Source organism: Ignatzschineria sp. 22MB058224 (assembly GCF_058188435.1).
On sequence record NZ_CP187366.1, the window covers coordinates 1,241,808 to 1,267,059 of the forward strand.

Below are 25,252 nucleotides of genomic sequence, written 5' to 3' on the forward strand. Positions count from 1 at the left end.
CATTCCAAAAGGATGAATAGATGAAAACCATTTTTATTGCCCCCACAGGAAATATTGAAAGTCTGAGCTCAATCTCCCTTGCTCTTGTAAAATCACTACGAGAATCAGGGATTAACGCGGGTTTTGTCCGCCCAATCGGTGAGGATGGTAACCGCTCAGAAACACTCTACCGTGATCTCTTTAATGATGAGCTACCATCACCGATTTTAGAGGGGCAAGTCAGTCAGATGATTCGTCAAAATGAATATGATGAATTGTTAGAACTCATTATCGATCGAGTAGCTGAAGCAGGAAAATCTTATGACATAGTTGTCGTTGAGGGACTAACCTATCAAAGTAGCCGCCCTTTCACTCATGAATTAAATGCAGATATTGCAAGAACGCTCTGCTCTGGTGTTGTCTTTGCCGGTAATTCTATCGCAAATACCCCCGAAGAAGTTGCCGCTCACTTTGATTTAAATGCCTATATATATAGCGAATCACATGTTTGGTTTGCCGGTTATATCATTAATCATGTCCATGAGAATGCGGGTATTGAGAAAACTGTCCATTATTGTCAAACTGATTTTTGTAAATCTCTCGATATCATTGGGCTCATTCCTGAAAATAGTACATTAAAAAATGATATTGCGGTCATTAACTATATTGCAGAGCATCTTTCGGTTACTAAATTAGTTGAACAATTAAAGCTCCCTTCACAAAATCGTATGCCCCCTTCTGCTTTTCGTTATAAACTTCTTAAAAGCGCTCAAAAAGCAAATCGTCGCATCGTTCTTCCTGAAGGAAATGAACCAAGAACATTAAGAGCGGCAGCGATTTGTACAGAACGTAATATTGCTCATTGTGTTTTACTTGGAAAACTAGAAGAGATTCAAAAAGTTGCCAAAGAACATAATATTCATCTCCCAGAAAAGGGAATTGAAATCATTGATCCTGCTGCAATCGCTGAAAAATATGTAGCGGGTTATATCGAACGACGCAAGCATAAGGGCGCTACTGAAGAGATCGCACGTAAAGCACTAACTGATTCTGTGGTTGTAGGAACTATGATGCTCGCTGAAGGCGATGTCGATGGACTTGTCTCTGGTGCGGTACATACAACTGCCGATACCATTCGCCCGGCCTTTCAACTGATCGGAACAGCTAAAGATTCCAAACTTGTATCAAGCATCTTTTTCATGTTGATGAAAGATCAAGTCCATGTCTATGGTGATTGTGCTGTTAATCCAGAACCCACACCAGAGCAGCTAGCAGATATTGCGATCCAATCGGCAAATTCTGCTAAAACATTTGGGATTGAGCCTCGCGTAGCAATGCTCTCTTACTCGACAGGAACATCCGGTGCTGGCGCACAGGTTGAAAAAGTTGCTCAAGCGACTGAGATTGTTCGTGAAAAAGCACCTAATTTACTTGTCGATGGTCCATTACAATTTGATGCCGCAAGTGTTTTGAGTGTTGGCCGTCAAAAAGCACCCAATAGTAAAGTCGCGGGCCGTGCAACGGTCTTTATTTTTCCAGACTTAAACACAGGAAATATCACCTATAAAGCAGTTCAAAGAAGCGCCAATGTCGTCTGTATCGGGCCAATGCTTCAAGGGCTTGCAAAACCTGTCAATGATCTCTCACGCGGCGCTTTAGTAGACGACATCGTCTATACAATCGCAATCACTGCTCTGCAAGCAACGCCAGAAAAATAAGTGGTCATATCTGCTTTAAAAGCTTCTTTCTTTACAAAGCAGTAAGAAAAAAGAAACTTTTTTGATATACTGTGGAGCTACTCATAAGAGTAGCTCTATTTTATATGACGTTTAGTTCAATTGAGGATTGTTGTGCCCATTATTCGTAAATCACAAAAGGAACCCTTCTCTGCTCAACAGATGTACGAGCTCGTCAATGATGTGGATAGCTATCCAACATTCTTGCCATGGTGTAAAGGTTCACGCATTATTAAATCTACACCAACCATGATGGAAGCCTCAATTTTAACAGCGAAAGGCCCGCTTAATAAATGGTTTACAACTCGTAATGATCTGACTCTCAATGAACGTATTACACTCAATTTAATAGATGGACCTTTTAAACATCTACGCGGAGAATGGCGCTTTGAAGATCTACCAGAAGGTGGTTCACAAATTCATCTAATGATCGATTTCGATTTCTCTTTTGGCCCGGCAAGAATGCTCTTAACACCTATTTTTGAAAATATTGCCTCAAGTATGGTTTCTGCATTTAGCGCTCAAGCACGAGTCCGATATGGTAAACAACTTGCATAATTCAACCGCTCACTTTATTACAATTGAGTTTGTCCTAGCCTTACCTAATTCGCAAAAAATTGAAATACAAAAATTTCAAAAAGGAATGACGCTCGAAAATGCGCTGCCTTTCTTTGCACTTTATCATGAAACATTAACAATCATTGAAGAACCAATTTATGGTGTTTTCAATCAAAGAGTCGATTTAGATTACGCTTTAAAAGATGGCGACCGAATTGAAGTCTACCGTCCGCTAATCATCGATCCCAAAAAAGCACGACAAATCAGAGCATCACGAGATCCTCAATTCAAACGAAAAAAATAAAGGCATTTTAAAAAATGCCTTTTATTGTTTAAATTATCTGATCCACTTTCGTTTATAGAAAACCATTCAACAAATTACTCGTTAAACTCAAATTGCCGCCACGCCTCATAAACTGCAATAGCAACTGAATTTGAAAGATTCAAGCTTCTTCCTGCATTATCGACCATTGGTAATCGTAAACGTTGCTCCGATGTTAACCCAAAAATAAAATCTTCCGGTAACCCGCGCGTTTCAGGCCCAAAAATCAGTGCATCATTATCTTCAAATCTGGCTTCAAAAAAATTACGGCTTCCTTTTGTGGTCATTGCATAAATCCTATTCGGTTGAATCTCCATTAAACAGTGCTCTAAATTAGGCCAAACACTCATATCCGCCCATTCAGCGTAATCAAGCCCTGCTCTGCGTAATGCTTTTTCTTCAAGATTAAATCCTAGTGGTTCAATGAGATGTAATTTTGCGCCACTATTAGCACATAGGCGAATAATATTTCCCGTATTTGGAGGAATTTCCGGCTCAAAAAGAATAATCGAAAGTTTTTTATTCATAATATTTTTTAATAAACTCTTAATAAAAAACTCCCGAAAAATAGCTTCCGGGAGTTTTAAATAAATCTTACATTAATCAGTTTGCATTTTTTGCTGCTTTCACAAAAGCAATAAAGAGTGGATGTCCATCACGTGGTGTTGATTTAAACTCAGGATGTGACTGTGTTCCGACAAACCAAGGATGATCTTTTAATTCCACAAAATCGATCAAACCACGATCTTTCGTGCGACCTGAAACGATAAAATTACCATCTTGTAACTGATCGATATACTCGAGGTTTACACCATAACGATGGCGATGACGTTCACTAACATCTTTTTGCCCATAAGCTGCAAATGCTTTCGTACCTTCAAGTAAGGTTGCTGGCTGCGCACCCACAGTCATATATCCTTTAAACTCATCTGTTTCACTATCTCTTTGGGGATCAAGCATCTGAATCACAGGATATGCAACAGTTGGATCAACTTCACTCGTATTCGCGCCTTCTAACCCTAATACATTACGCGCATATTCAACAACCGCTAACTGCATTCCTAAGCAAAGACCTAAATAAGGAATATGGTTTTCACGTACATATTTAATTGCACGAATCTTACCTTCAATACCACGTTCACCAAAACCACCAGGAATCAACACTGCATCCACATCAGCAAAGACGCTTGCAAGCTCTTCTTCGTTCATTGTTTCCAATGATGCAGCCTCAACATAATGAAGTTTCACACTTGTTTTAGTCTGAATACCCGCATGGAATAACGCTTCATTAATTGATTTGTAAGTATCATTAAGCTCAGTATACTTGCCAACGATTAAGATATTTACATCTGTATTTGCAGAAGCAATATTATCTAATACTTGATCCCATTCAGAAAGATCAGCCTCTTTCGCTGTAATATTGAACTGATCTAGCACGATTTGATCAAGGTTTTGATCGTGAAGCATCCGTGGAATTTTATAAATTGAATCAGCATCAACACAGGAAATAACGGCTTGTTCGGCAACTGATGTAAACAGCGCGATCTTACGACACTCATCTTTCGGTAAGGCTGCCTCAGTACGACAAATCAAAATATCGGGTTGAATACCGATGGAACGGAGCTCTTTCACAGAATGTTGCGTCGGCTTCGTTTTCACTTCACCCGATGCTTTTAAATAGGGTACTAATGTTAAATGAAGGAAAAGCGAATGGCGAGGACCAACCTCGGTGCGAATTTGACGAATCGCCTCTAAAAATGGAAGTGATTCAATATCCCCAACTGTGCCGCCGATTTCAATAATCGCGATATCAGAATTTTCCGCAACTTTATAGATACGGTGTTTAATTTCATCCGTAATATGAGGAATCACTTGAACTGTATTGCCATGATATTCGCCCGCTCGTTCACGCTCAATAACGGTTTTATAAACACGTCCTGCGCTCACACTATTACGGCGAGTTGCTGTCATACGAACAAAACGTTCATAATGGCCTAAATCGAGATCTGTCTCTGCACCATCATCGGTGACAAACACTTCCCCATGTTGAAATGGGCTCATTGTACCTGGGTCCACATTGATGTAAGGATCGAGCTTCATCATTGTTACCTTAAGGCCTCTCGCCTCTAAAATTGCACCTAAAGAAGCTGCTGCGATGCCCTTACCTAGCGATGAAACAACGCCACCTGTGACAAATATAAAATGTGTCATGAACCCACCCTGAATGTATGTGAATAAAAAGTCTATCAGGGATCATATTGTAATCTATTTTTCTCTGAATTTCGATAATATTCGCCACTCATTTTTCATCCAATAAGACGCAAGAGGAAAAGAGCTTTTTTCATGAAGATTGCGTATAATCGAAAGCTATATTCTTTGTGTTTACTAAAGGTTAAATTTTTATGATGTCGAAGATGAATAAACAATGTGCAAATGCTATTCGTGCGCTCAGCATGGATGCTGTTCAAAAAGCAAACTCAGGCCATCCTGGCGCACCAATGGGAATGGCAGAAATGGCAACTGCACTTTGGGGTTTAAACCTATCACATAATCCTAATAATCCTCACTGGATTAATCGTGACCGTTTTGTGCTCTCAAATGGCCATGCATCCATGCTCCTTTATTCACTTTTACATCTAACAGGTTATGCTCTATCCATCGAAGATTTAAAAGATTTCCGCCAACTTAATGCTAAAACAGCAGGTCACCCTGAATATGGTTTTGCAGATGGCATTGAAACAACGACAGGCCCTTTAGGTCAAGGTATTGCTAATGCGGTTGGTTTTGCGTTGGCTGAAAAAATGATGGCTGGCACTTACAATACAGAAGAATATCCAATCATTGATCATTATACTTATGCGTTTCTCGGTGATGGCTGCATGATGGAAGGAATCTCTCATGAAGCATGTTCCCTCGCAGGTACTTTAAAGCTTAACAAATTAATCGCTCTTTATGATGATAACGGCATCTCGATTGATGGCGATATCAAAGGATGGTTTACCGATAACACGAAACAGCGTTTTGAAAGCTACGGTTGGAATGTTATTGGTCCGATTGACGGCAATGATATTGAATCCGTTGATAAAGCGATCAAAGAAGCGAAAAAATCTGACCAACCCAATTTAATTATCTGCCGTACGCTTATTGGAAAAGGTTCACCGAATAAAGAAGGCTCTGAATCAACACATGGTTCACCATTAGGTGCAGATGAGATCGCTGCGACTAAAGCACATATTGGTTGGAACTATGGACCATTTGAGGTGCCCAAAGAGATCTATGAAGCTTGGGATGCTCGTAAAGAAGGTGATGCTCGCGAAGAAGCATGGAATAAACTTTTTGATCAATATGTGACTGCAAACCCTGATAAAGCTGATGAACTCCTTCGTCGTATCAGTGGTGAACTGCCTGAAAATTTTGCCGAAAATTTTGCAAATGCGCTTAAGACTGTGGACGAAAAAGCCGATAATATCGCAACGCGTGTTGCAAGCAAAAACGCACTTGATCTTCTTGCAACGAACCTTGCTGAAATCGTGGGTGGCTCTGCAGATTTAACACCGTCAAACAACACTTTCTTCATAGGAAGCAAGGATCTTGATATCACCACCGGCGAAGGAAACTACATCCGCTTTGGCGTGCGTGAATTTGGGATGTCGGCAATTATGAATGGACTTGCGCTTTATGGTGGTTTTATTCCTTATGGTGCAACATTCCTTGTATTCTCTGATTATGCACGTAATGCTATCCGCATGAGTGCACTTATGGAACAACGTGTTATCTACGTAATGACCCATGACTCGATCGGCCTTGGTGAAGATGGTCCAACCCATCAACCTGTTGAGCATGTAGAATCATTACGTCTTATTCCAAACTTAAACGTATGGCGCCCATGTGATGCCGTTGAGACCCTGGTTGCTTGGGGGAATGCACTCCAATCAGAAAGCACCCCTTCACTTTTAGCACTCTCTCGTCAAAATTTACCACACCAAATTCGTGATGCTAAAACACTTAGCAATATCGAGAAAGGTGGCTATGTGCTCTTAGAAAATAATGATGCAGATATTACATTACTAGCGACAGGTTCTGAAGTCGAGCTTGCTATGAACGCAGCAAAAGAACTTAATGCCCGCGTTGTATCGATGCCATGTGTTGAGCGTTTCAGAGAACAAAATAAATCTTATAAATCTGACGTACTCGGCGATAAAAAAGTGCTTGCGATTGAAGCAGGGGTTACACGTGGTTGGTATGAATTTGCCGATGCAGTTGTTGGAATTAATACATTCGGTGCATCTGCGCCTGCAAAAGAGCTTTTCCAAACATTTGGGTTTACCGTAGATAATATTATTGAACAGGCACAGAATCTTCTTGCTGAATAATACTTAAAAAAGTCTTAAATACTCAACAACCCCTTCAAAATCCTGTCATCAAAATGGCAGGATTTTTTATACGCTCTGATTAATGACATTCTCTTAAATTTAGCATTAAAAATACTCTCTTCGCGCTCAAATAGCGGTATTCTTTACAATTTTTAATAATATTTCCTGTATGATTTAGAAAAAATAGTCACTTATAAACGGTTTCTAGAGTTTAAGATCGCCATATATCCCTCGAATTAACGCGGATCAATTAGGCGGATCGAAAAATATAATGTTAGAATGTCGGGCTATAATTCTATTTTTAACTCAATTTTATGGGAGCATTTAATGAAGCGTTTAATGTTAGCTTTATCAGCTGTAGTCGTTTCTCCAGCGTTTGCACAAGCACAAGAACCTCAAAGCATTGTACCGACCCTGATCCTTTTCGGTGGTATGTTTGTTGTGATGTATTTTTTAATGATTCGTCCACAACAAAAAAGAGCGAAACAACATCGTGAACTCATCAACTCTCTTAAAGTGGGTGATGAAATTTTATTAAGCTCTGGATTCGTAGCACGTATTCGCGGCATTGATGACAACTATGTAAGCGCAGAAATCGCTCCAAATGTTGTGATTAAAGCTCAACGTCAATCAATTAGCTCTTTATTACCAAAAGGTACATATAAAGAGAAAGTTGACGCTGCTATTGAAAAAAACAACTAACATTCAATGCAGTTTTCCTGAAGATCGCAAGCCTTTGAGCTTGCGATCCATTTTTAATTCACTTAGATAAAAGTAACCCTGTATTATGCTTAATCGATATCCGCTTTGGAAAAATATCCTTATTTTTGGAGTGATTATTATCTGTACCATTTTGGCGCTTCCCAATTTTTTTGGCGAAGATCCTTCAATACAGATTTCTCCAACGAGAGATACCAAGATTGATCAATCTGTTGTTCAACATGTCGAGTCAGTTCTTAAAGAGAAGAACTTTGATGTTAAAGGCATTGAAGAAACAGATGGCCAAATTCTTGTTCGCTTTAGAGATACTGAAGAACAGTTAAAAGCAAAAGATCTACTTGACAGTACCTTGCAAGATCAATATCTCACGGCGCTTAATCTCGCACCTGATATGCCAAACTGGTTATCAAAGCTTGGGCTACAACCAATGTATTTAGGTCTCGACCTTCGCGGTGGCGTTCACTTCCTTCTTGAAATTGACATGGAAGGTTTGATCACCCAGCTCACCAACAGCTACGCGGAGAGTATCCGATCAACACTAAATGACAAAGGTATTAAACCGCTTATCGAGGTGACGGACCCTCAAACAATCCATATCGCTTTTGGTAATAGTAACGATGCAAATCGCGCTCGTAATCTTTTGACAACAAACCAAGCATTTATCGAGCTCAATTTCGATATTACAGGCAATGATATGATTGCACAAATCAGTAATAAAGAGATTAATGAGCGTAAAGCAAGCGCTGTTACACAGAATATTACAACACTTCGTAAACGCGTTAATGAATTAGGTGTTGCAGAACCCATTATTCAACAACAAGGTCTTGACCGCATTGTTGTTCAACTTCCAGGTATTCAAGATACAACTCGCGCAAAAGAGATCCTCGGAACAACCGCAACACTTGAGTTCCGTATTGTCGATGATCGTTCACCAATGGAAGCTCGCAAAGCTCTTGAAACAGGGCGAGCACCACTTGGTACCAAACTCTATCTTACCCGTGACGGTGTACCATACCTTTTAAAAAGACAGATTATTTTAACCGGTGATTCAATTGTTAAAGCAACAGCCGGCGTTAATCCTGAAACTAAACTACCTGAAGTCTATATTACACTTGATTCAAAAGGCGCAGATCGTTTTGCGGAGGGTACAAAAGCCAATATCAAAAAACCAATGGCAACAGTGTTTATCGAGAATAAACTGCAAACCTCTATTGATGAAAATGGCAATGAAGTTCGTAAAAGCATCACAACTGAAGAGATTGCTAACGTCGCAACAATTCAAAGTCAACTCTTCTCAAACTTCTCCATTTCAGGCATTAACTCATTACAAGAAGCGAATAACCTCGCAATTACACTAAGTTCTGGAGCATTAGCAGCGCCAATTCATATCATAGAAGAACGTACCATTGGGCCGAGTGCCGGTAAAGAAAACATACAGCGGGGGATAGATGCGGCTGTTTATGGACTCTTAATGGTGATGGTCTTCATGATGATTCGTTATCATGGTTTTGGTCTTGTGGCGAATGTCGCCTTGGTTGCGAACTTAATTTTAGTATTAGCTGTTCTTTCGCTTCTACAAGCGACATTAACACTTCCAGGGATTGCCGGTATCGTGCTCTCGCTCGGAATGAGTGTGGATGCCAACGTTCTAATTAATGAACGGATACGAGAAGATCTACGAAAAGGCAGCACACCGCAACAAGCGATTAATAACGGTTTTGGAAAAGCATTCGGTACAATTATGGATGCAAACCTTACCAGCCTTTTCTCGGCAATTGCCCTCTTCTTTATTGGATCAGGCCCGATCAAAGGATTCGCCGTTACACTCTCAGTTGGTATTATTACCTCTGTATTTACAGCAGTCTATTTCAACCGTGCAATTATTAACCTCATATATGGTGGTCGCCGCACAATTAAGAAATTATCTGTTGGCGGTAAAGAACGTCTGAAAATTTTCTCAGGTGAGACGTCATATGACTTCATGAAATATGCAAAATTTTGGGTCGTGACTTGCTTTGTTATTTGTATTCTTGCTGTGGGCATTTCCGTTACTAAGGGCTTTAAACTCGGGTTAGACTTTACCGGCGGTACTGAAATTGAAGCAGTATACACAGAAGCGGTCGATATCGATACTGTCCGTGAACGCTTAGAAGCTCAAGGCTTTGAATCGGTTGTTGCACAACATTTTGGTTCTGCGAAAAATGTGTTAATTAACATTCCCACCAAGGAAGATGTGGAAGACTCCACTACGGTAACCGAAGAATTAACACAAGCGTTAAGCCTTCCTGATAATCCAATGTCCATTCAAAAAATTAACTATATCGGTGCAAAGGTCGGTAGCGAGTTAGTAACAGATGGTGTTATGGCTTCAGCGTTAGCGATCTTCTTGATCCTTGTATATATCTGGTTCCGATTCGAGTGGAAACTGGCATTAGGCACAATCTTATCCACAGTGCATGATGGGCTTTTTGTAGTTGCAGCATTCTCTATACTTGATTTAGAGTTTGACCTCACATCACTTGCAGCAATTCTCGCAGTTATCGGTTACTCGGTAAATGATACCGTTGTTATTCTCGATAGAATACGCGAAAATTTCAAACTCGATCGTACTAGCTCTCCAAAAGAGATTATCGACGCATCAATTAACCAAACACTTTCAAGAACAGTGATGACCTCTATCACAACGTTCTTAGCCGTACTTGCTCTGTACATCTTCGGCGGCCAAGTGATTAACTCCTTTGCGTTAATTATGTTAATTGGTATTGTCGTAGCGACTTACTCATCAATCTTTATCGCAGCAGCCGCGGCATATGTCTTTGGTTTAAAACGTGAAGATCTTATCCCTGCACCTGTCAACAAAGAAGATGGAGCTATTATTGAAGAAGGTGATTTAACAAGCACTAAAGATCCTCTTTCATAAAGATCAGAGTCGAAAACTTTAAAATAAAAAACCTTTACATCTAATCGGTGTAAAGGTTTTTATTCATAGGGCAATTTGCTAGAATAGATGGGCTATTCACTTGATTTTGGATAGCAAATAGACGATAAATATTTCTTACTTTTTGTTCAGATAAACTCATTAGCAAAAGGATTATATCTTGCGACAGGCTGTTCCCAAAAAACCAAAAACTTCGACTGTCATTTTTTCATTCTTTTCTAAAGCTGTCGGAGCTGTACTTTTCGGTGCGACATTGATCATATCCCTTATCATGATGGTAAGCTTTTACAGTTATGATCCGCAAGATCCTGCATGGAGCAGCGCGACCGATTCAGATGTTGTCCATAACATTGCCGGCGAACAAGGTGCCTATTTTGCCGACATTATGTTTTCTGCAATTGGATATGCTGCATGGTTAATTCCTTTTTTATTGATTGGCTTTGCGTACCAACTCTTTTTAAAGCGAAAAATACTTACGGTATCACTCGATAAAGTGAGTTTTTGCCTGCTTGGTGTCTTGATTACCGTTTTTTCATTATCCGCTCTCATTGATCTTCAAAATGGTAATGGTGGCATGATGGGCAGTTTTATTGGAACAGAATTAACCACACTGATATCAACAATCTTCTCGATTGAACAAAAAACTCTTATTTACTTCACAAAAGTCTTTTTCGCTGTCTTAACATTTGTCGGATTTTATCTTATCACCGGCCGTGGACCGATTGGCTGGGCCGATTATTGTGGGATGGTAATACTGACTGTTTTAGGAATTTTAGGCTTCAAAAAGGAAGAGAAGCATGAATTTAACAATACAGCGATTCCTTCCCACAATGGCACCATAGAGCAAGACAATATTGATCGAATGCTTGATCGCGATGAACGAAAACAACCGGGCTTTTTCAATAAGATATTTGCACCAAAAGAAGATGCTAAAGATTTTGATCATCATGAATTTATTGAGATCGATGAATCACTCTTGACAGAAGATGAGTATGAAACAAATGCTCCTATTCAAGATCAAACATATAACAGCTACAACTACAATCCCGTCGATGAGGAGATTCGCACCAATAGTGAAAAATCGATGAACGATAATAGTTGCAATTCCATTCCTCCGATTTTCAGAAATCTTCAACGCCCATCAGAAAATGCTCAACTACAAGAATCCAAGAGCTCAGAAAATTTAAATATTAATTCTCTTGCACCTGAAATGGAGCAATGGGATCAATTTATTCGCAATCCTCAGAAAGAAGAAGCACCAGTTGCGAATGATATTGAAAAAGAAGACAAAAATGAGAAGAAAGGCATTCCTTCAATTTTCAGAAATCTCTTTAAAGCGCGTAAGCGTAAAATAGTTGAGGAAGAAAAACCTGAAAATGCAAAAATAGAGCCTTCTTTAGCCAGTAATGTTGCGCACGAACCTATAACTACTGCGCCAACAGTGGATCGGCCTTCAATCTCAACCAATCTCACATCAACACAAAATTATAGCGCAACAACACAAGCACCCTCTTTTGCATACGATAACAATGGTGAATTTGTACCATCTGCATTGCAGTTTTCGATTAGCGATGGTTCTGAAGAGGCATCACTAACTGAAGCTGAAAACGTCAATGAGACTTACCATACACCAGAAACTGTTCATTCACCCTCGAATCCACTTGCCGCTAGCATCACGACTGAACAGGAAGAAGTCATCATTAATCCTGTAATACCGGCAGCTCCGGTTTCCGAAAAATCTCAGTCAGAGCAATCTAAAAAATTCCCTATGGCTGGAAAATTACCCGGACTTGACCTTCTAGGAAATCCACCACCTGTAACTGAAAGCTATGATGAAGGCGAGCTTCAGGCTTTGGCATCACTCATTGAAGAGCAATTTAAAAACTTCAATATCGAAGTGCGAGTCGTTAATATCGAACCTGGCCCTGTTATTACGCGCTTTGAGCTTGATTTAGCTCCGGGAGTTAAAATCGCGCAGATTAATAACCTCAATAAAGATATTGCTCGTGCACTATCGGTAACAAGTGTACGCATCGTTGAAATTATCCCCGGAAAACCTTATATCGGCTTAGAAATCCCGAATAAAAAACGTCAAATTGTCTATTTTAAGGAAGGTCTATACGCAGATGCCTACCGTAACAGCAAACATCCTCTAACGATTCTGCTAGGAAAAGATGTTTCAGGCAATCAAGTTGTTGCAAATCTTGAAAAAATGCCTCATCTTCTGATCGCAGGGACAACAGGATCTGGTAAGTCTGTTGGACTCAATACCATCATTTTGAGTCTACTTTATAAGGCATTTCCTGAAGATCTTCGTCTCATTCTGATTGACCCTAAAATGCTTGAACTTTCTGTCTACGATAATATCCCCCATCTTCTCGCACCAGTTGTGACCGACATGAAGGAATCTGCCAATGCACTTCGCTGGGCTGTTGTCGAGATGGAACGCCGCTATATGTTAATGAGCAAACTTCGCGTACGTAACATTACTGGATTTAATCAGACTGTGCGTAAAGCGATTCAAGAAGGCCAACCAATTCTTGACCCGCTTTGGGATCCTGCTCGAGAAGTATCTGATCATGCAACAGCGCCAGAACTCAAACCACTACCCTACATTGTGATCGTAATTGATGAGCTTGCTGATATGATGATGAGTGTTGGGAAAGCTGTTGAAGAACTAATTGCTCGTTTAACACAAAAAGCACGTGCGGCCGGAATCCATCTTGTGGTTGCCACACAACGCCCATCTGTGGATGTTATTACCGGTTTAATTAAAGCAAATATTCCAAGTCGTATTGCTTTTCAAGTATCGAGCAAAATTGACTCACGAACAGTTCTTGATCAGCAAGGCGCGGAGAATCTACTTGGACATGGGGATATGCTCTATTTCCCTACTGGCGAATCTTTTCCAATTCGTGTGCATGGTGCATTTGTGGATGATAACGAAGTCAATCGTGTAGCGGATTTCTTGCGCTTAACAGGCGACACCGATTATGTAGATGATATTCTTAAAGATCCAACAGAGGAGATCCCTGGGCTTTCAGAGAATGCATCTGGATTTGTTCCATCGCCTGAAGATGTCGAGGACGTTCTCTATGATGAAGCAGTAAAAATCGTCCTTGAAGATCAACGTCCAACAATCTCATATGTTCAACGTAAATTGCGTATTGGCTATCAACGTGCAGCAAGATTAATCGAAACAATGGAAGAACAAGGAATTGTTTCAGCACCAGCCTCTAACGGTAATCGTGAAATTCTCGTGAAATATGATCAATAATCGATCTTCACGAAACAATATTATAAGAATAAAGGAATAGCCTCATTATGTTACAAACTGAATTAGAGCATCTCTATACTGGCTCTCAAAAAAATTGTATTACCATCGAATTTGCAACATCGCTCGATTCTTTAAACTTGACGCCAGCCCAGAAAAATCAGTTAAAAACACACAAAACAAATAATGATTTAAAAGCACGCGAAGTGATCGCTCTTCATAATGATAAAGGGAATCTTGAGCGTGTTATTATTGGTGTTGACACCAAGGAGCTTTTTTTTACACTCGGAGAGGCATATTCCAAACTTCCATTTGGTCATTACAAACTCGATGACTCCCTCTCGGAAGATGAACAATACCAGCATCTATTAGCCTTTGGTTTAGGTGCTTATCAATTTGATCAATACAAAACACGCATTCAGCGTGACATAGTTTTCTATCTACCGAAAGCGCTAAATAATCGTGTTAAAAATGCTTTAAAAGCGCATTATCTCACACGAGACCTGATCAATGAGCCGGCAAATGCCTTAACACCCGATAACTTCGTGACACAAATTCGTGCAGAATTTGCCGACCTAAAAGTAGATATCAAAGAAATTGTCGGAAATGAATTACTCAAACAAAACTTCCCATTAATCTATACTGTCGGCGCCGGTAGCCGCTATCAACCACGTCTTATAGAAATCACTACTGATCGAAAAAATGCACCATTTCTGACATTAGTTGGTAAAGGCGTTACTTTTGATTCTGGCGGCTTAGATATTAAACCATCAAGCGGCATGCGCCTAATGCAAAAAGATATGGGCGGTGCAGCACATATGTTAGCGCTTGGTAAATGGATTCTTCAAGAGAAGTGGAACGTATCCCTTAGAATATTACTGCCGATTGTTGAAAATAGTATTTCTGAACGAGCCATGCGACCTGGCGATATCGTAAAAAGCCGCAACGGCATGTCGGTTGAAATTGATAATACAGATGCCGAAGGTCGCCTAATTCTTTGTGACGCATTAACTTACGCATTAGAAAAACCTTGTGATCTTTTAGTCGATTTTGCAACATTAACAGGTGCCGCACGCGTCGCTTTAGGACCTGAAATTCCAGCACTTTTTACCAATAATGATTATTTCTCTGAGCTAATGTTAAAAGCAGGGGTCGAAGAAAATGATACCGTATGGCGCCTTCCTCTACATGCTCCTTACAATGATTGGATTGATTCGGAAAATGCCGATATCAGCAACTCTGGCAGCGTTCCTTATGCAGGTGCAATTACTGCTGCACTCTTTTTAGAACGTTTTGTAGCCAAGAGTAAAATACCTTATGCGCATATCGATGTAATGGCATGGAATATCCGCAATCGTCCTGGACGACCTAAAGGCGGGGAAGCAATGGGATTACGAGCCGCTTTCACAGCTCTTAAACGTTACTTTAAAATTTAATCACTATTTTTTAGCTAATCGCCCATAAAAGTTAAAGAAGTTTAGATGCTATATGACACAATAATCTTTAATTTTTAAGGTAAAATAAATTATAATTATTCTCAGGTGCTGAATATTACTCTAATATAATGATTTAGCAGTTATGTTCAAAAGGATATGAGCTAAAATTAAAAAAATATTAAGGAGCTCTTTTTAACTCCTCCCATCAATCTTTATCATTGAAGCTACAACGTATGAAACAGCATTTTCGTTCCTTTTTTACCGTTATCCTCATGTTTTATAGTATCGCGATATTTGCGTTCGCAGAAACAGGATTTTCGGCCTTTGTAGTTGATCATCGTACCGGCAAAACGATCTATGAACACGATGTCGATGCTAGGCGTTATCCTGCATCATTAACTAAAGTCATGACACTCTATATCGTTTTTGAAGATCTTTCAAAAGGAAAGTTAAAGCTTAATACTAAAATTCCATTCTCCGCAAAAGCAGCCGCTCAACCGCCATCTAAAATAGGGGTTCCGGCAGGACAATCTATCACTCTTGACACGGCTATTCGGGCTCTCATTGTAAAATCGGCCAATGATGTTGCACTTGCTGTTGCAGAAAAGATCGGTGGATCAGAAGAAGGGTTTGCTCGAAGAATGAATGCCACTGCTAAAAAACTTGGGATGCACAGTAGTAACTTTGTCAATCCTCATGGATTATTCAATGAACAACAATATACTACTGCGCGCGATATGATTAAACTCGGCATAGCGATTCATAATCATTTCCCTAAGTACTACCCGCTCTTCACAACAGAATCATTTGATTATAATGGTGTGACGTTTAAATCACATAACCGTGTAAATAAAGATTTCCCCGGCGCTGATGGAATCAAAACAGGCTATATTCGAAAATCTGGATTTAACCTTTTGACCAGTGCTAAACGCAATAATAATCGCGTATTTGCTGTTGTTTTAGGCGGTCGAACGACTCAGCTTCGAGATAATTTAATGATCTCAATGCTCGAAGAGAGTTTTACCAACGGCTATCGTGGGCGTTCTGTACGAGAGATATCCCCTGTCATTACACGTGATATGACAGTGTTATTTACCCCAACTAAAACCAAGCCTAGTGATAAAACTATTTTAGCAAATAATAAACGTTCTTCTCCTGCTAATCGTGCCGTTGCAGTTGCACCACCAGTTAAAGTCCCAAAAAGCCCTGAACTTATAATGCCTTCACTTGTATTAGAATCGACATCCGATACAATCGCTGGTGATTATCAACCTGGATATGAACCAATTCAAGGACAAGTAATTAGTGCTTCAGCACTTTCACACGCAGTACAAGTGGGGGCATTTAAAGATTATAATGCTGCGCGAAATAGCGCACGTAAAGCGTATGAGCAAGTCCGAAAAGGTACTGTTCAAGTTTTTAATACCGGAGAATATTATCGTTCACTTCTATCGGGATTAAATGAGACGGAAGCGGAAGCAACATGCGCTGCACTGCGTCAGAAAAAAACTGAGTGCTTTGTCATTGTTCTTTAAAGAAAATTACTGACAGACCTAGAAAGCCACGTTCTTGTGGCTTTTTTATTGCCATTTAATACCGTTTATCAACGATATCAATAAGAATCCGTTAATTGCCATTCAATAGGTTCTTTACCCACTTCTTGCAGATAATTATTGGTTTTTGAAAAAGGTTTCATCCCCCAGAATCCTCGATATACAGAGAGCGGTGAAGGATGTGCACTTTCTATAACATAATGTAGATTTCGATCGATATTCGCCCCTTTCTTCTGAGCATATTTTCCCCATAAAATAAATACCAAGTGCTGATTATACGCAGCGAGTACCTCGATGACACGATCGGTAAAAATTTCCCAGCCAATATTCGCGTGTGAATTTGCATTACCGGACTCAACAGTTAAAACACTATTGAGCAGTAATACCCCCTGTTTACTCCATTCAGATAAATTACCATGATTAGGAATTTTAAATCCCGATATATCTGTTGATAGCTCCTGATAGATATTACGAAGAGAGGGAGGAATATCTATTCCTTTTTCTACCGAGAACGCAAGGCCATGTGCTTGACCTTTACCATGATAAGGATCTTGCCCAAGAATGATGACTTTTACCTTGGAAAGTGGCTGCTCAAAAGCAGTAAAGATTCTATCAGAAGACGGAAATACTTCGATACCTGATTCCTGTGCATGTCCTATCTTTGTAACCATTTGTTTAAAGTAGGGTTTTTGCATCTCTTTTTTGATAAAATCTCTCCATTCAGGATCAATTTTTGTAATATCGATCTGCATTCTATTTTCCTTTTGATAATCCATTACTAAAGCTATTGAGGGCGAGATATGCCAATTTTACTACAAAACCTTGTTATTGTAATGATCGGAGCTGCGCTTGGCGGTGGGTCACGTTATCTCTTTACCCTTATCGAAACCAGACTCACCACTCCGATTCAAATTTCAACGTTACTCGTCAACATTATCGGTGGCTTTCTTGTCGGCTTAATCGCAAGTTATCTTCTCCAAAAACCCGATCAAACTATACGTCTCTTTCTGATCGTCGGTTTCTGTGGGGGATTAACCACCTTCTCCAGCTTTTCTTTAGAGACTTTAGGTTTGCTACAAAACCGAGAATATCTCTACGCACTGATGCTAATCGTTTGTCATTTAACGGGGGCTATTTTTGCAACTTTTTGTGGATTTATCTTAATGCAAAAACTATTAACGAACTAATGAAATAATACGAAATTAAAATCATAACCTACAAAAAAGCCTCGATCGAATCGAGGCTCATGCATTTATGATTGTTTAAAAAAGAATTACACATTAAAACGGAAATGAATAATATCACCATCTTGCACAATATATTCTTTCCCTTCTAAACGCATTTTCCCTTTCTCCTTAGCGCCGTTTTCGCCGCCAAATTCGACAAAATCATTATAAGCAATGACTTCTGCGCGAATAAATCCACGTTCAAAATCAGTATGAATAACACCAGCAGCTTGTGGAGCGGTTGAACCTTTTTTAATCGTCCATGCACGTACTTCTTTTACTCCTGCGGTGAAATAGGTTTCAAGATTTAATAACTGATAACCACCGCGAATTACACGATTAAGGCCTGGCTCTTCAAAGCCCATATCGGCTAAAAACATCTCTTTGTCTTCATCTTCAAGCTGCGAAATCTCCGCTTCAATTGCAGCACAGATAGGAACAACAAATGAATTTTCAGCAGCGGCATACTCTTCGACTGCTTTTAAAAGCGGATTATTCTCAAATCCATCTTCATTCACATTTGCGATATACATCACAGGTTTTAACGTTAAGAAATGGAAATCTCTTAAAAGTAATTTTTCATCATGATCAAGACCTAACGAACGAAGGCTCTTCCCTTCGTTTAATACTGGGAGCGCGCGAGTTTTAAGAAGCTCAACTTGTGCAATCGCCGTTTTATCGCCCCCTTTTGCAATCCGCTCTAATCGTTGCACACCTTTCTCTGCACTTGCTAAATCAGCAAGTGCTAACTCGGTGTTAATGACTTCAATATCATTAATTGGATTAATTTGACCCGATACATGCACAATATCATCATTTTCAAAACAACGTACCACATGTGCAATCGCATCAGTTTCACGAATATTAGCAAGAAATTGATTTCCAAGCCCTTCTCCTTGCGAAGCACCCGCTACTAACCCTGCAATATCAACAAAATCAATATAGGTTTGTTGAACACGCTCAGGATTGACAATTTTAACTAATGGGGCAAGACGCTCATCAGGAACATTTACACGTCCGACATTGGGTTCAATAGTACAAAATGGATAGTTTGCGGCATCAATGCCCGCATTCGTTAATGCATTAAAAAGTGTCGATTTACCAACATTGGGAAGACCTACAATTCCACACTGAATCGCCATAACAAATTCCTTTCAAAATTATTTTCGATGAAGCTCATTCATCGCTTTTTCATATTCACCGACAACAAATTCGGGTAATACCCTTCTTGCTGCATCTATTGCAGAATAAATTGCATCTTCATCTGCTTGTGGCGTCTTAGTCAATACATAACTTGAGACAAGTGATGCATGGCCAGGATGCCCTACGCCAATACGTAACCGCATAAAATTATTAGAGCCTAATTGAGCAATAATACTTTTTAATCCATTATGCCCACCATGACCACCACCTTTTTTAAATCGCGCAACACCCGGTGGTAAATCAAGCTCATCATGCACTACTAAAATCTCTTCTGGCATAATTTTATAAAAAAGTGCTAGAGCAACCACTGACTCGCCACTTTTATTCATAAATGTTTCTGGCTCTAACAAATAAACTTTTTGAGAACCAAACATCTCTTCACCCACCAAGCCTTTAAAACGATTATTTAAAGCTAGTGGAGAATTTCTAATACTTTCAATAAACCAAAAACCCGCATTGTGGCGGGTTTTTGCATATTGAAGCCCTGGATTTCCAAGGCCTACAATCATTTTAATCATATTGAATACTCAAGTAGAAAGAGCGAATTACTCTTTATCTGCCTCTTCTTCAGCTGCCGCTTCAGTTGATTCTTCTGCATCACCCTCTTCAGCGCTTTCTTCAGTTTGTACGCGTGGTTCTACAATTGCAACAACAGGTTGGTCATTCATCTCATCTTCATTCATGATGTTTACAAATTCAACACCAGGAATCGCAGGAATATCAGAAATCATGATATGCTCACCCACATCTAAATTCGCGATATCAACAACGATCGCATGAGGAAGATCTTTCGGTAAACATGAAACTGCTAATGTTGCTTCATGAAGCAATACAATACCACCGTTCACAACACCTTTCGCTTTTGCATCATTCACTAATTCGACAGGAATCTCAACAACAATTGCTTCATTTGCACGAACACGTAAGAAGTCTAAATGTGTAATGATTGGTTTGTATGGATGACGTTGTACATCACGTAGAATTACCGCTTCTTCTTTACCATCAACTTTTAAAGTCAAGATTGATGTATAAATTTCAGGATTACGGAAGTGTCTTAAAACCGCATTGTGGTTTAAAACAAGGCTTGCAGCATCTTTATCTGCGCCATACACGATTGCAGGAATATCACCTTGACGACGTAGGCGGCGGCTCGCACCTTTACCTAAATCTGTACGAAGGGTTCCTTCAAAAATAAAATCTGACATTGGTTACTCCAATTAGTAATGTTTAAAATTCGTTATAACCGCGACCAGTTATAACCGTCAAGCTCGTGATTATACGGGGATTAACCTTTATTTGCAATGGTTATTGATTTTAACTTCAGATTTAAACGTAATTCTTTCCCACGCTTACCTCGCTCATCAATTAAAATTTCCCACTCGGGCGGTGTTAATTGGAATTTTCGTTTGCCATATTCCACTTCTAACGTATCTTCTTTTGAAATGACTAGCATTCCTACAAGCGAATCTTTTTTGGCTTTAAACTGAGCGCCAGGAATCCCCATTAACTGATTTCCCTTCCCTTTTGCCATGATTGGAAGCTCTATTAGAGGAACGACTAAGAATCGACCTTGATCAGAAACGACAATAACAAATTGCGAGTCAATATCCTCAATTTTTTGAGGAGGCAATAATTCCGCGCCTTCCGCGAGATTTACTGTCGATTTACCGGCTTTCTGACGAGTTAAGAAATCACTATATTTTGAGATAAACCCATAGCCATTTGATCCTGCGAGTAAATAATGACTATCCTCTTTATCGAGAATAATATGCTCAATTTTAGCGTTATCGGCTAATGTTATTCTCGTCGTAATTGGTTCCCCAGCAGTTCTAGCTGTTGGCAATGTATGAGTTGGAGTGCTAAAAGTACGACCTGTATTATCAAATAACACTAATTGCTGGTTATTACGCCCAATGCAAGATGCAAGATAACCATCACCTGTTTTATAATTGAGACTTTCAGGGTCAATGTCGAGTGATTTTGCAGCACGAACCCAACCCATTTTTGAAATGACAACCATTACTGGTTCATTCGAGACTAATGCAGACTCATCAATTGCTTCAGCAGCCTCACGTTCAATGACCTTAGAACGACGATCATCACCATATTTTTCGGCATCTTCTTCAATTTCCCGCTTGATAAGATCATTGATCATTTGTGGATTAGAAAGATGAGCAAGGATATCATTCAGTTTTGCACGAAGCTCCGATTCTTCCCCTTTGATCTTCATCTCTTCTAGTTTTGCTAACTGACGAAGTTTTGTCTCTAAAATATAATCAGCTTGAGCTTCGCTTAGGGCAAAACGCGCGATCAATTCCATTTTAGGTTCATCTTCAAATCGGATAATTCGAATCACTTCATCGAGATTTAAAAAGGCGATTAAAAGTCCTTCCAAAAGATGAAGACGTTTTTCAATGCGATTTTTATGGAATGTTAAACGTTTAATCACCGTATCACGGCGGAATACAATCCATTCGGTTAAAATCGTGGTAAGTCCTTTTACTTTAGGCTTAAGATCGAGCCCAATCATATTAAGGTTTACACGAAACGATTTCTCTAATTCTGTTGTTGCGAAAAGATGATTCATCACCATTTCAACATCAACGCGATTTGATTTTGGAATTAGAACAATCCGTACCGGCTCATCATGATCCGATTCATCACGAATATCTTCAATCATCGGTAATTTTTTCGCTTGCATTTGAGCGGCAATATCTTGCTGAATTTTTTCGCCAGATACTTGATATGGTAATTCGTAGATGATGATTTCATCATTTTCAACACGATAACGAGCTCTAACACGCACAGAGCCACGACCATTTTCATAAATCGTTAACAGCTCTTTCTTCGGCGTAATAATCTCGCCTCCCGTTGGGTAATCAGGCGCAGGTATAATGTGAGAGAGTTCAGATAAAGTCATTGCCGGATTATCAATTAATGCACAAACTCCTTTCGCCACTTCTCGAAGATTATGAGGCGGGATATCGGTAGCCATTCCCACAGCGATTCCTGTCCCGCCATTCAGAAGAATATTGGGTAAACGCGCGGGCAATAACTTTGGCTCTTCTAATGATCCGTCGAAATTTGGAATCCAATCGACGGTGCCTTCACCTAATTCTTTGAGTAATGTTTCAGAATACTTTGAAAGCTTTGACTCCGTATAACGCATTGCCGCAAACGATTTCGGATTATCGAGCGAACCGAAGTTCCCTTGCCCATCAACTAGTGGATAACGATAGGAGAATGGTTGCGCCATCAATACCATCGCTTCATAACAAGCACTATCACCATGAGGATGATATTTACCGAGCACATCCCCAACCGTACGCGCCGACTTTTTAGGTTTTGAACTCGCATTAAGTCCAAGCTCACTCATCGCATAGACAATACGGCGCTGAACCGGTTTCAAACCATCACCGATATATGGTAATGCCCGATCCATAATGACGTACATCGAGTAATTAAGATACGCCTCTTCGGCAAATTCTGCCATTGGACGAACTTCAAAGTTTTTATTAGACAAATTACTCATATTTCTCTCATTTAAATTATCAGCTTACATTGATTAATACCCTTGATCTAAAAAGGAAATAATCAATCTTTTGAATTTCAAATTATATTAAAAATAGATTTTAGAACAAATCTACCAATAAAGCTTTAAACAAAAAACCCATCTACTCATTTCATAGATGGGTTTTCGCAAATTCTCAATGCCTAATAGGCCGTTGCGATCCCGCTGTTTACACGTTAAGCAGCTAATGCGGAATATCGCCTCAAAATACAAATTCAGCTTTATCTTCAAAACCAACTAGACGTTCAAGCGCTCTCTCTAACAGTGGCTCTTCGCGAATTTCACCCGCAATTTTTGTGAAAAGTGTAATGCTCATTGCATCTTGCTTTCCTACAACCGCAAGAATCCGTCCTTTCTCATTTAACAAACCATAAAATTCTTCAGGCATTGCAGGCATTGAACCAGTAAAAATCACCGCATCAAATGTGCCAAGTTCAACATAAAGATCGCGAATATCGCCCGTTTTATACTCAATATTCACAAATCCAAGTTCTCGGGTTACATTCTCCGCCGCAGTGTTGAATTGTTCCACAATATCAAGGCTCACAACCTCTTTACCTAAACGAGATGCACATGCTGCTAAAAATCCGCTGCCAGTACCGATAACTAATACCCGCTCATGGTCTTGAATACCGATCTCTTGTAAAAAACGTCCTTCAAATATAGGCGATAGCATTGAATGCTCTTCACTTAAAGGAATACGCGCTTCAGAAAATGCAATGGCTTCATACTCTTTAGGTACAAACTGATTACGCGATACCGTATCGAGAACGTCTAAAACTCGCTGATTTAAGATATTCCAAGGTCTTAACATCTGTTGAATCATATTGGTACGAGCTTGCTGAATTTTAAGTTCGTTATCTAACATTTCCCCACCTTTTAAAAGAGACTTTTCATTGGTTTAATCTTGCGATATTTGATAATTAATTTATAGCATAATACCACTATTCAAAAGCGGGTTGAAATTATTAACCACAACACTTGCAAGGGGGATAGGGAAAAACTAAACTAACTAAGCACCACATCTTTATTCTTAACCGCTAAGGAATGAATCCATGTTTAAAAAAATTTCTCTCAAAGAGTTTGATCCCGCTCTATTTGATGCAGTTGCGTTCGAAAATAGACGACAACAGGATCATATCGAGTTAATCGCTTCTGAAAACTACTGTTCACCACTTGTAATGGAATTACAAGGATCTCAACTTACCAATAAATATGCCGAAGGTTATCCACATAAACGTTATTACGGTGGTTGTGAGTTTGTAGATATAGCAGAAGATTTAGCGATTGAACGCGCTAAAAAACTCTTTGGTGCTGATTATGCAAATGTCCAAGCCCACTCAGGTTCTCAAGCAAATGGTGCAGTCTATTTAGCACTCTTAAATCCTGGCGACACCGTTTTAGGGATGAGCCTTGATCATGGTGGACATTTAACGCATGGAGCCAAAGTCAACTTTTCTGGTAAAACATATAACGCGGTTCACTACGGCGTTGATAATAATGGTTTAATCGATTATGACGAAGTTGAACGCCTTGCACTTGAACATAAGCCCAAAATGATTGTTGCAGGTTTTTCTGCATACTCAAAAACATTAGATTTTCCACGTTTCCGTGAAATTGCGGATAAAGTCGGCGCATATCTCTTCACAGATATTGCACATGTTGCAGGTTTAGTAGCGGCGGGGCTCTACCCAAATCCTATCGATTATGCAGATGTTGTCACAACAACAACCCATAAAACACTTCGGGGTCCTCGCGGTGGTTTAATTTTAACTAAAAACCGTCCCGAACTAGAGAAAAAACTCAATTCTGCCATTTTCCCAGGCATCCAAGGGGGCCCATTAATGCACGTTATCGCGGCAAAAGCGGTTGCATTTTTAGAAGCGCTTCAACCTGAGTTTATAGATTATCAAAAACAAGTGCTCGCAAATGCAAAAACAATGGCTCGCGTGTTTCAATCGCGTGGTTATAAAATTGTATCTAACGGTACCGATAATCACTTAATGCTTGTTGATCTTATTGATCGTGGATTAACTGGAAAACAAGCTGATGAGGCTTTAGGACGTGCAAATATTACAGTAAACAAAAACTCCGTACCCAATGACCCTCAATCACCATTTGTAACATCAGGTATTCGTATTGGAACACCGGCAATTACAACTCGCGGTTTTAAAGAAGCACAGTGCGATCTTCTCGCAAACTGGATTTGTGATGTGTTAGACAATATCGATGATGATTCAGTGATTGAACGCGTTGCAAAAAATGTTGTTTCGCTATGTGAGAAATTCCCTGTCTATCCTGATTCAGTGGTGTAATTCGGTTTGATTAAAATCAGACATTATCAAAAGCTCCCGATGACTATT

General features: G+C 39.6%; 19 protein-coding genes. 11 read left to right on the forward strand and 8 right to left on the reverse strand.

Going from position 1 to position 25,252, the window contains the following annotated elements:
• Positions 1-20 precede the first annotated feature (20 nt).
• From pta to ACPF7B_RS05400, 3 genes are all read left to right on the forward strand, one after another.
• Complete coding sequence (gene pta / locus ACPF7B_RS05390; protein WP_490504816.1) at positions 21-1,697, forward strand: phosphate acetyltransferase; 1,677 nt, start codon at positions 21-23, stop codon at positions 1,695-1,697.
• A 132-nt stretch (positions 1,698-1,829) separates the two neighbouring features.
• Positions 1,830-2,273 carry a type II toxin-antitoxin system RatA family toxin gene (locus tag ACPF7B_RS05395; protein ID WP_490504817.1) on the forward strand — a complete coding sequence of 148 codons (444 nt, stop codon included), beginning with the start codon at positions 1,830-1,832 and terminating at the stop codon, positions 2,271-2,273.
• Positions 2,254-2,577 (forward strand): RnfH family protein, encoded by a 324-nt coding sequence (locus tag ACPF7B_RS05400; RefSeq protein WP_490504818.1) that lies wholly within the window; start codon positions 2,254-2,256, stop codon positions 2,575-2,577. Before ACPF7B_RS05395 ends, ACPF7B_RS05400 begins: the two co-directional genes overlap by 20 nt.
• Before the next feature lie 74 nt (positions 2,578-2,651).
• Here ACPF7B_RS05400 and ACPF7B_RS05405 read toward each other — a convergent pair whose 3' ends face one another.
• Together ACPF7B_RS05405 and pyrG are read right to left on the reverse strand one after the other, a co-directional pair.
• Positions 2,652-3,122 carry a tRNA (cytidine(34)-2'-O)-methyltransferase gene (locus tag ACPF7B_RS05405; protein WP_490504819.1) on the reverse strand — a complete coding sequence of 157 codons (471 nt, stop codon included), beginning with the start codon at positions 3,120-3,122 and terminating at the stop codon, positions 2,652-2,654.
• Positions 3,123-3,198: 76 nt separating this feature from the next.
• Entirely contained in the window at positions 3,199-4,806 is a 1,608-nt protein-coding gene (gene pyrG / locus ACPF7B_RS05410; protein WP_490504820.1) for a CTP synthase, read from the reverse strand.
• 194 nt (positions 4,807-5,000) lie between these two features.
• On the opposite strand from pyrG, the gene tkt reads away from it, so the two are divergent.
• From tkt to ACPF7B_RS05440, 6 genes are all read left to right on the forward strand, one after another.
• Positions 5,001-6,968: a transketolase gene (gene tkt / locus ACPF7B_RS05415; protein WP_490506503.1), complete on the forward strand. Its 1,968-nt coding sequence runs from the start codon at positions 5,001-5,003 to the stop codon at positions 6,966-6,968.
• Positions 6,969-7,295: 327 nt separating this feature from the next.
• Positions 7,296-7,670, forward strand: a complete 375-nt coding sequence (yajC, locus tag ACPF7B_RS05420; protein ID WP_490504821.1) for a preprotein translocase subunit YajC — start codon at positions 7,296-7,298, stop codon at positions 7,668-7,670.
• An 85-nt stretch (positions 7,671-7,755) separates the two neighbouring features.
• Positions 7,756-10,608, forward strand: coding sequence for a protein translocase subunit SecD (gene secD, locus ACPF7B_RS05425; protein WP_490504822.1), 2,853 nt, complete (start codon positions 7,756-7,758; stop codon positions 10,606-10,608).
• A gap of 178 nt (positions 10,609-10,786) precedes the next feature.
• Positions 10,787-13,903 (forward strand): DNA translocase FtsK, encoded by a 3,117-nt coding sequence (locus ACPF7B_RS05430; RefSeq protein ID WP_490504823.1) that lies wholly within the window; start codon positions 10,787-10,789, stop codon positions 13,901-13,903.
• 47 nt (positions 13,904-13,950) lie between these two features.
• Complete coding sequence (locus tag ACPF7B_RS05435; RefSeq protein WP_490504824.1) at positions 13,951-15,336, forward strand: leucyl aminopeptidase family protein; 1,386 nt, start codon at positions 13,951-13,953, stop codon at positions 15,334-15,336.
• Positions 15,337-15,569: 233 nt separating this feature from the next.
• Entirely contained in the window at positions 15,570-16,871 is a 1,302-nt protein-coding gene (locus ACPF7B_RS05440) for a serine hydrolase (protein ID WP_490504825.1), read from the forward strand.
• Positions 16,872-16,948: 77 nt separating this feature from the next.
• Here ACPF7B_RS05440 and ung read toward each other — a convergent pair whose 3' ends face one another.
• Positions 16,949-17,641 carry a uracil-DNA glycosylase gene (ung, locus tag ACPF7B_RS05445; protein WP_490504826.1) on the reverse strand — a complete coding sequence of 231 codons (693 nt, stop codon included), beginning with the start codon at positions 17,639-17,641 and terminating at the stop codon, positions 16,949-16,951.
• 48 nt (positions 17,642-17,689) lie between these two features.
• On the opposite strand from ung, the gene ACPF7B_RS05450 reads away from it, so the two are divergent.
• On the forward strand, positions 17,690-18,076 hold the full coding sequence (locus ACPF7B_RS05450) for a fluoride efflux transporter FluC (RefSeq protein WP_490504827.1): 387 nt from the start codon (positions 17,690-17,692) through the stop codon (positions 18,074-18,076).
• 86 nt (positions 18,077-18,162) lie between these two features.
• On the opposite strand, the gene ychF is transcribed toward ACPF7B_RS05450, so the two are convergent.
• The 5 genes from ychF to ACPF7B_RS05475 all read right to left on the reverse strand — a co-directional run bounded on the left by ychF (position 18,163) and on the right by ACPF7B_RS05475 (position 23,757).
• Positions 18,163-19,257 carry a redox-regulated ATPase YchF gene (ychF, locus tag ACPF7B_RS05455; RefSeq protein ID WP_490504828.1) on the reverse strand — a complete coding sequence of 365 codons (1,095 nt, stop codon included), beginning with the start codon at positions 19,255-19,257 and terminating at the stop codon, positions 18,163-18,165.
• An 18-nt stretch (positions 19,258-19,275) separates the two neighbouring features.
• The gene (gene pth, locus ACPF7B_RS05460; RefSeq protein ID WP_490504829.1) at positions 19,276-19,836 is read right to left on the reverse strand and encodes an aminoacyl-tRNA hydrolase; all 561 of its coding nucleotides are present in this window, start codon (positions 19,834-19,836) and stop codon (positions 19,276-19,278) included.
• A 27-nt stretch (positions 19,837-19,863) separates the two neighbouring features.
• On the reverse strand, positions 19,864-20,523 hold the full coding sequence (locus ACPF7B_RS05465) for a 50S ribosomal protein L25/general stress protein Ctc (protein ID WP_490504830.1): 660 nt from the start codon (positions 20,521-20,523) through the stop codon (positions 19,864-19,866).
• 80 nt (positions 20,524-20,603) lie between these two features.
• Entirely contained in the window at positions 20,604-22,850 is a 2,247-nt protein-coding gene (parC, locus tag ACPF7B_RS05470) for a DNA topoisomerase IV subunit A (RefSeq protein ID WP_490504831.1), read from the reverse strand.
• A 241-nt stretch (positions 22,851-23,091) separates the two neighbouring features.
• Positions 23,092-23,757, reverse strand: a complete 666-nt coding sequence (locus tag ACPF7B_RS05475) for a protein-L-isoaspartate O-methyltransferase family protein (protein ID WP_490504832.1) — start codon at positions 23,755-23,757, stop codon at positions 23,092-23,094.
• A gap of 187 nt (positions 23,758-23,944) precedes the next feature.
• Between ACPF7B_RS05475 and glyA the strand changes: the two genes are divergently transcribed.
• Positions 23,945-25,204: a serine hydroxymethyltransferase gene (glyA, locus tag ACPF7B_RS05480; protein ID WP_490504833.1), complete on the forward strand. Its 1,260-nt coding sequence runs from the start codon at positions 23,945-23,947 to the stop codon at positions 25,202-25,204.
• Positions 25,205-25,252 lie beyond the last annotated feature (48 nt).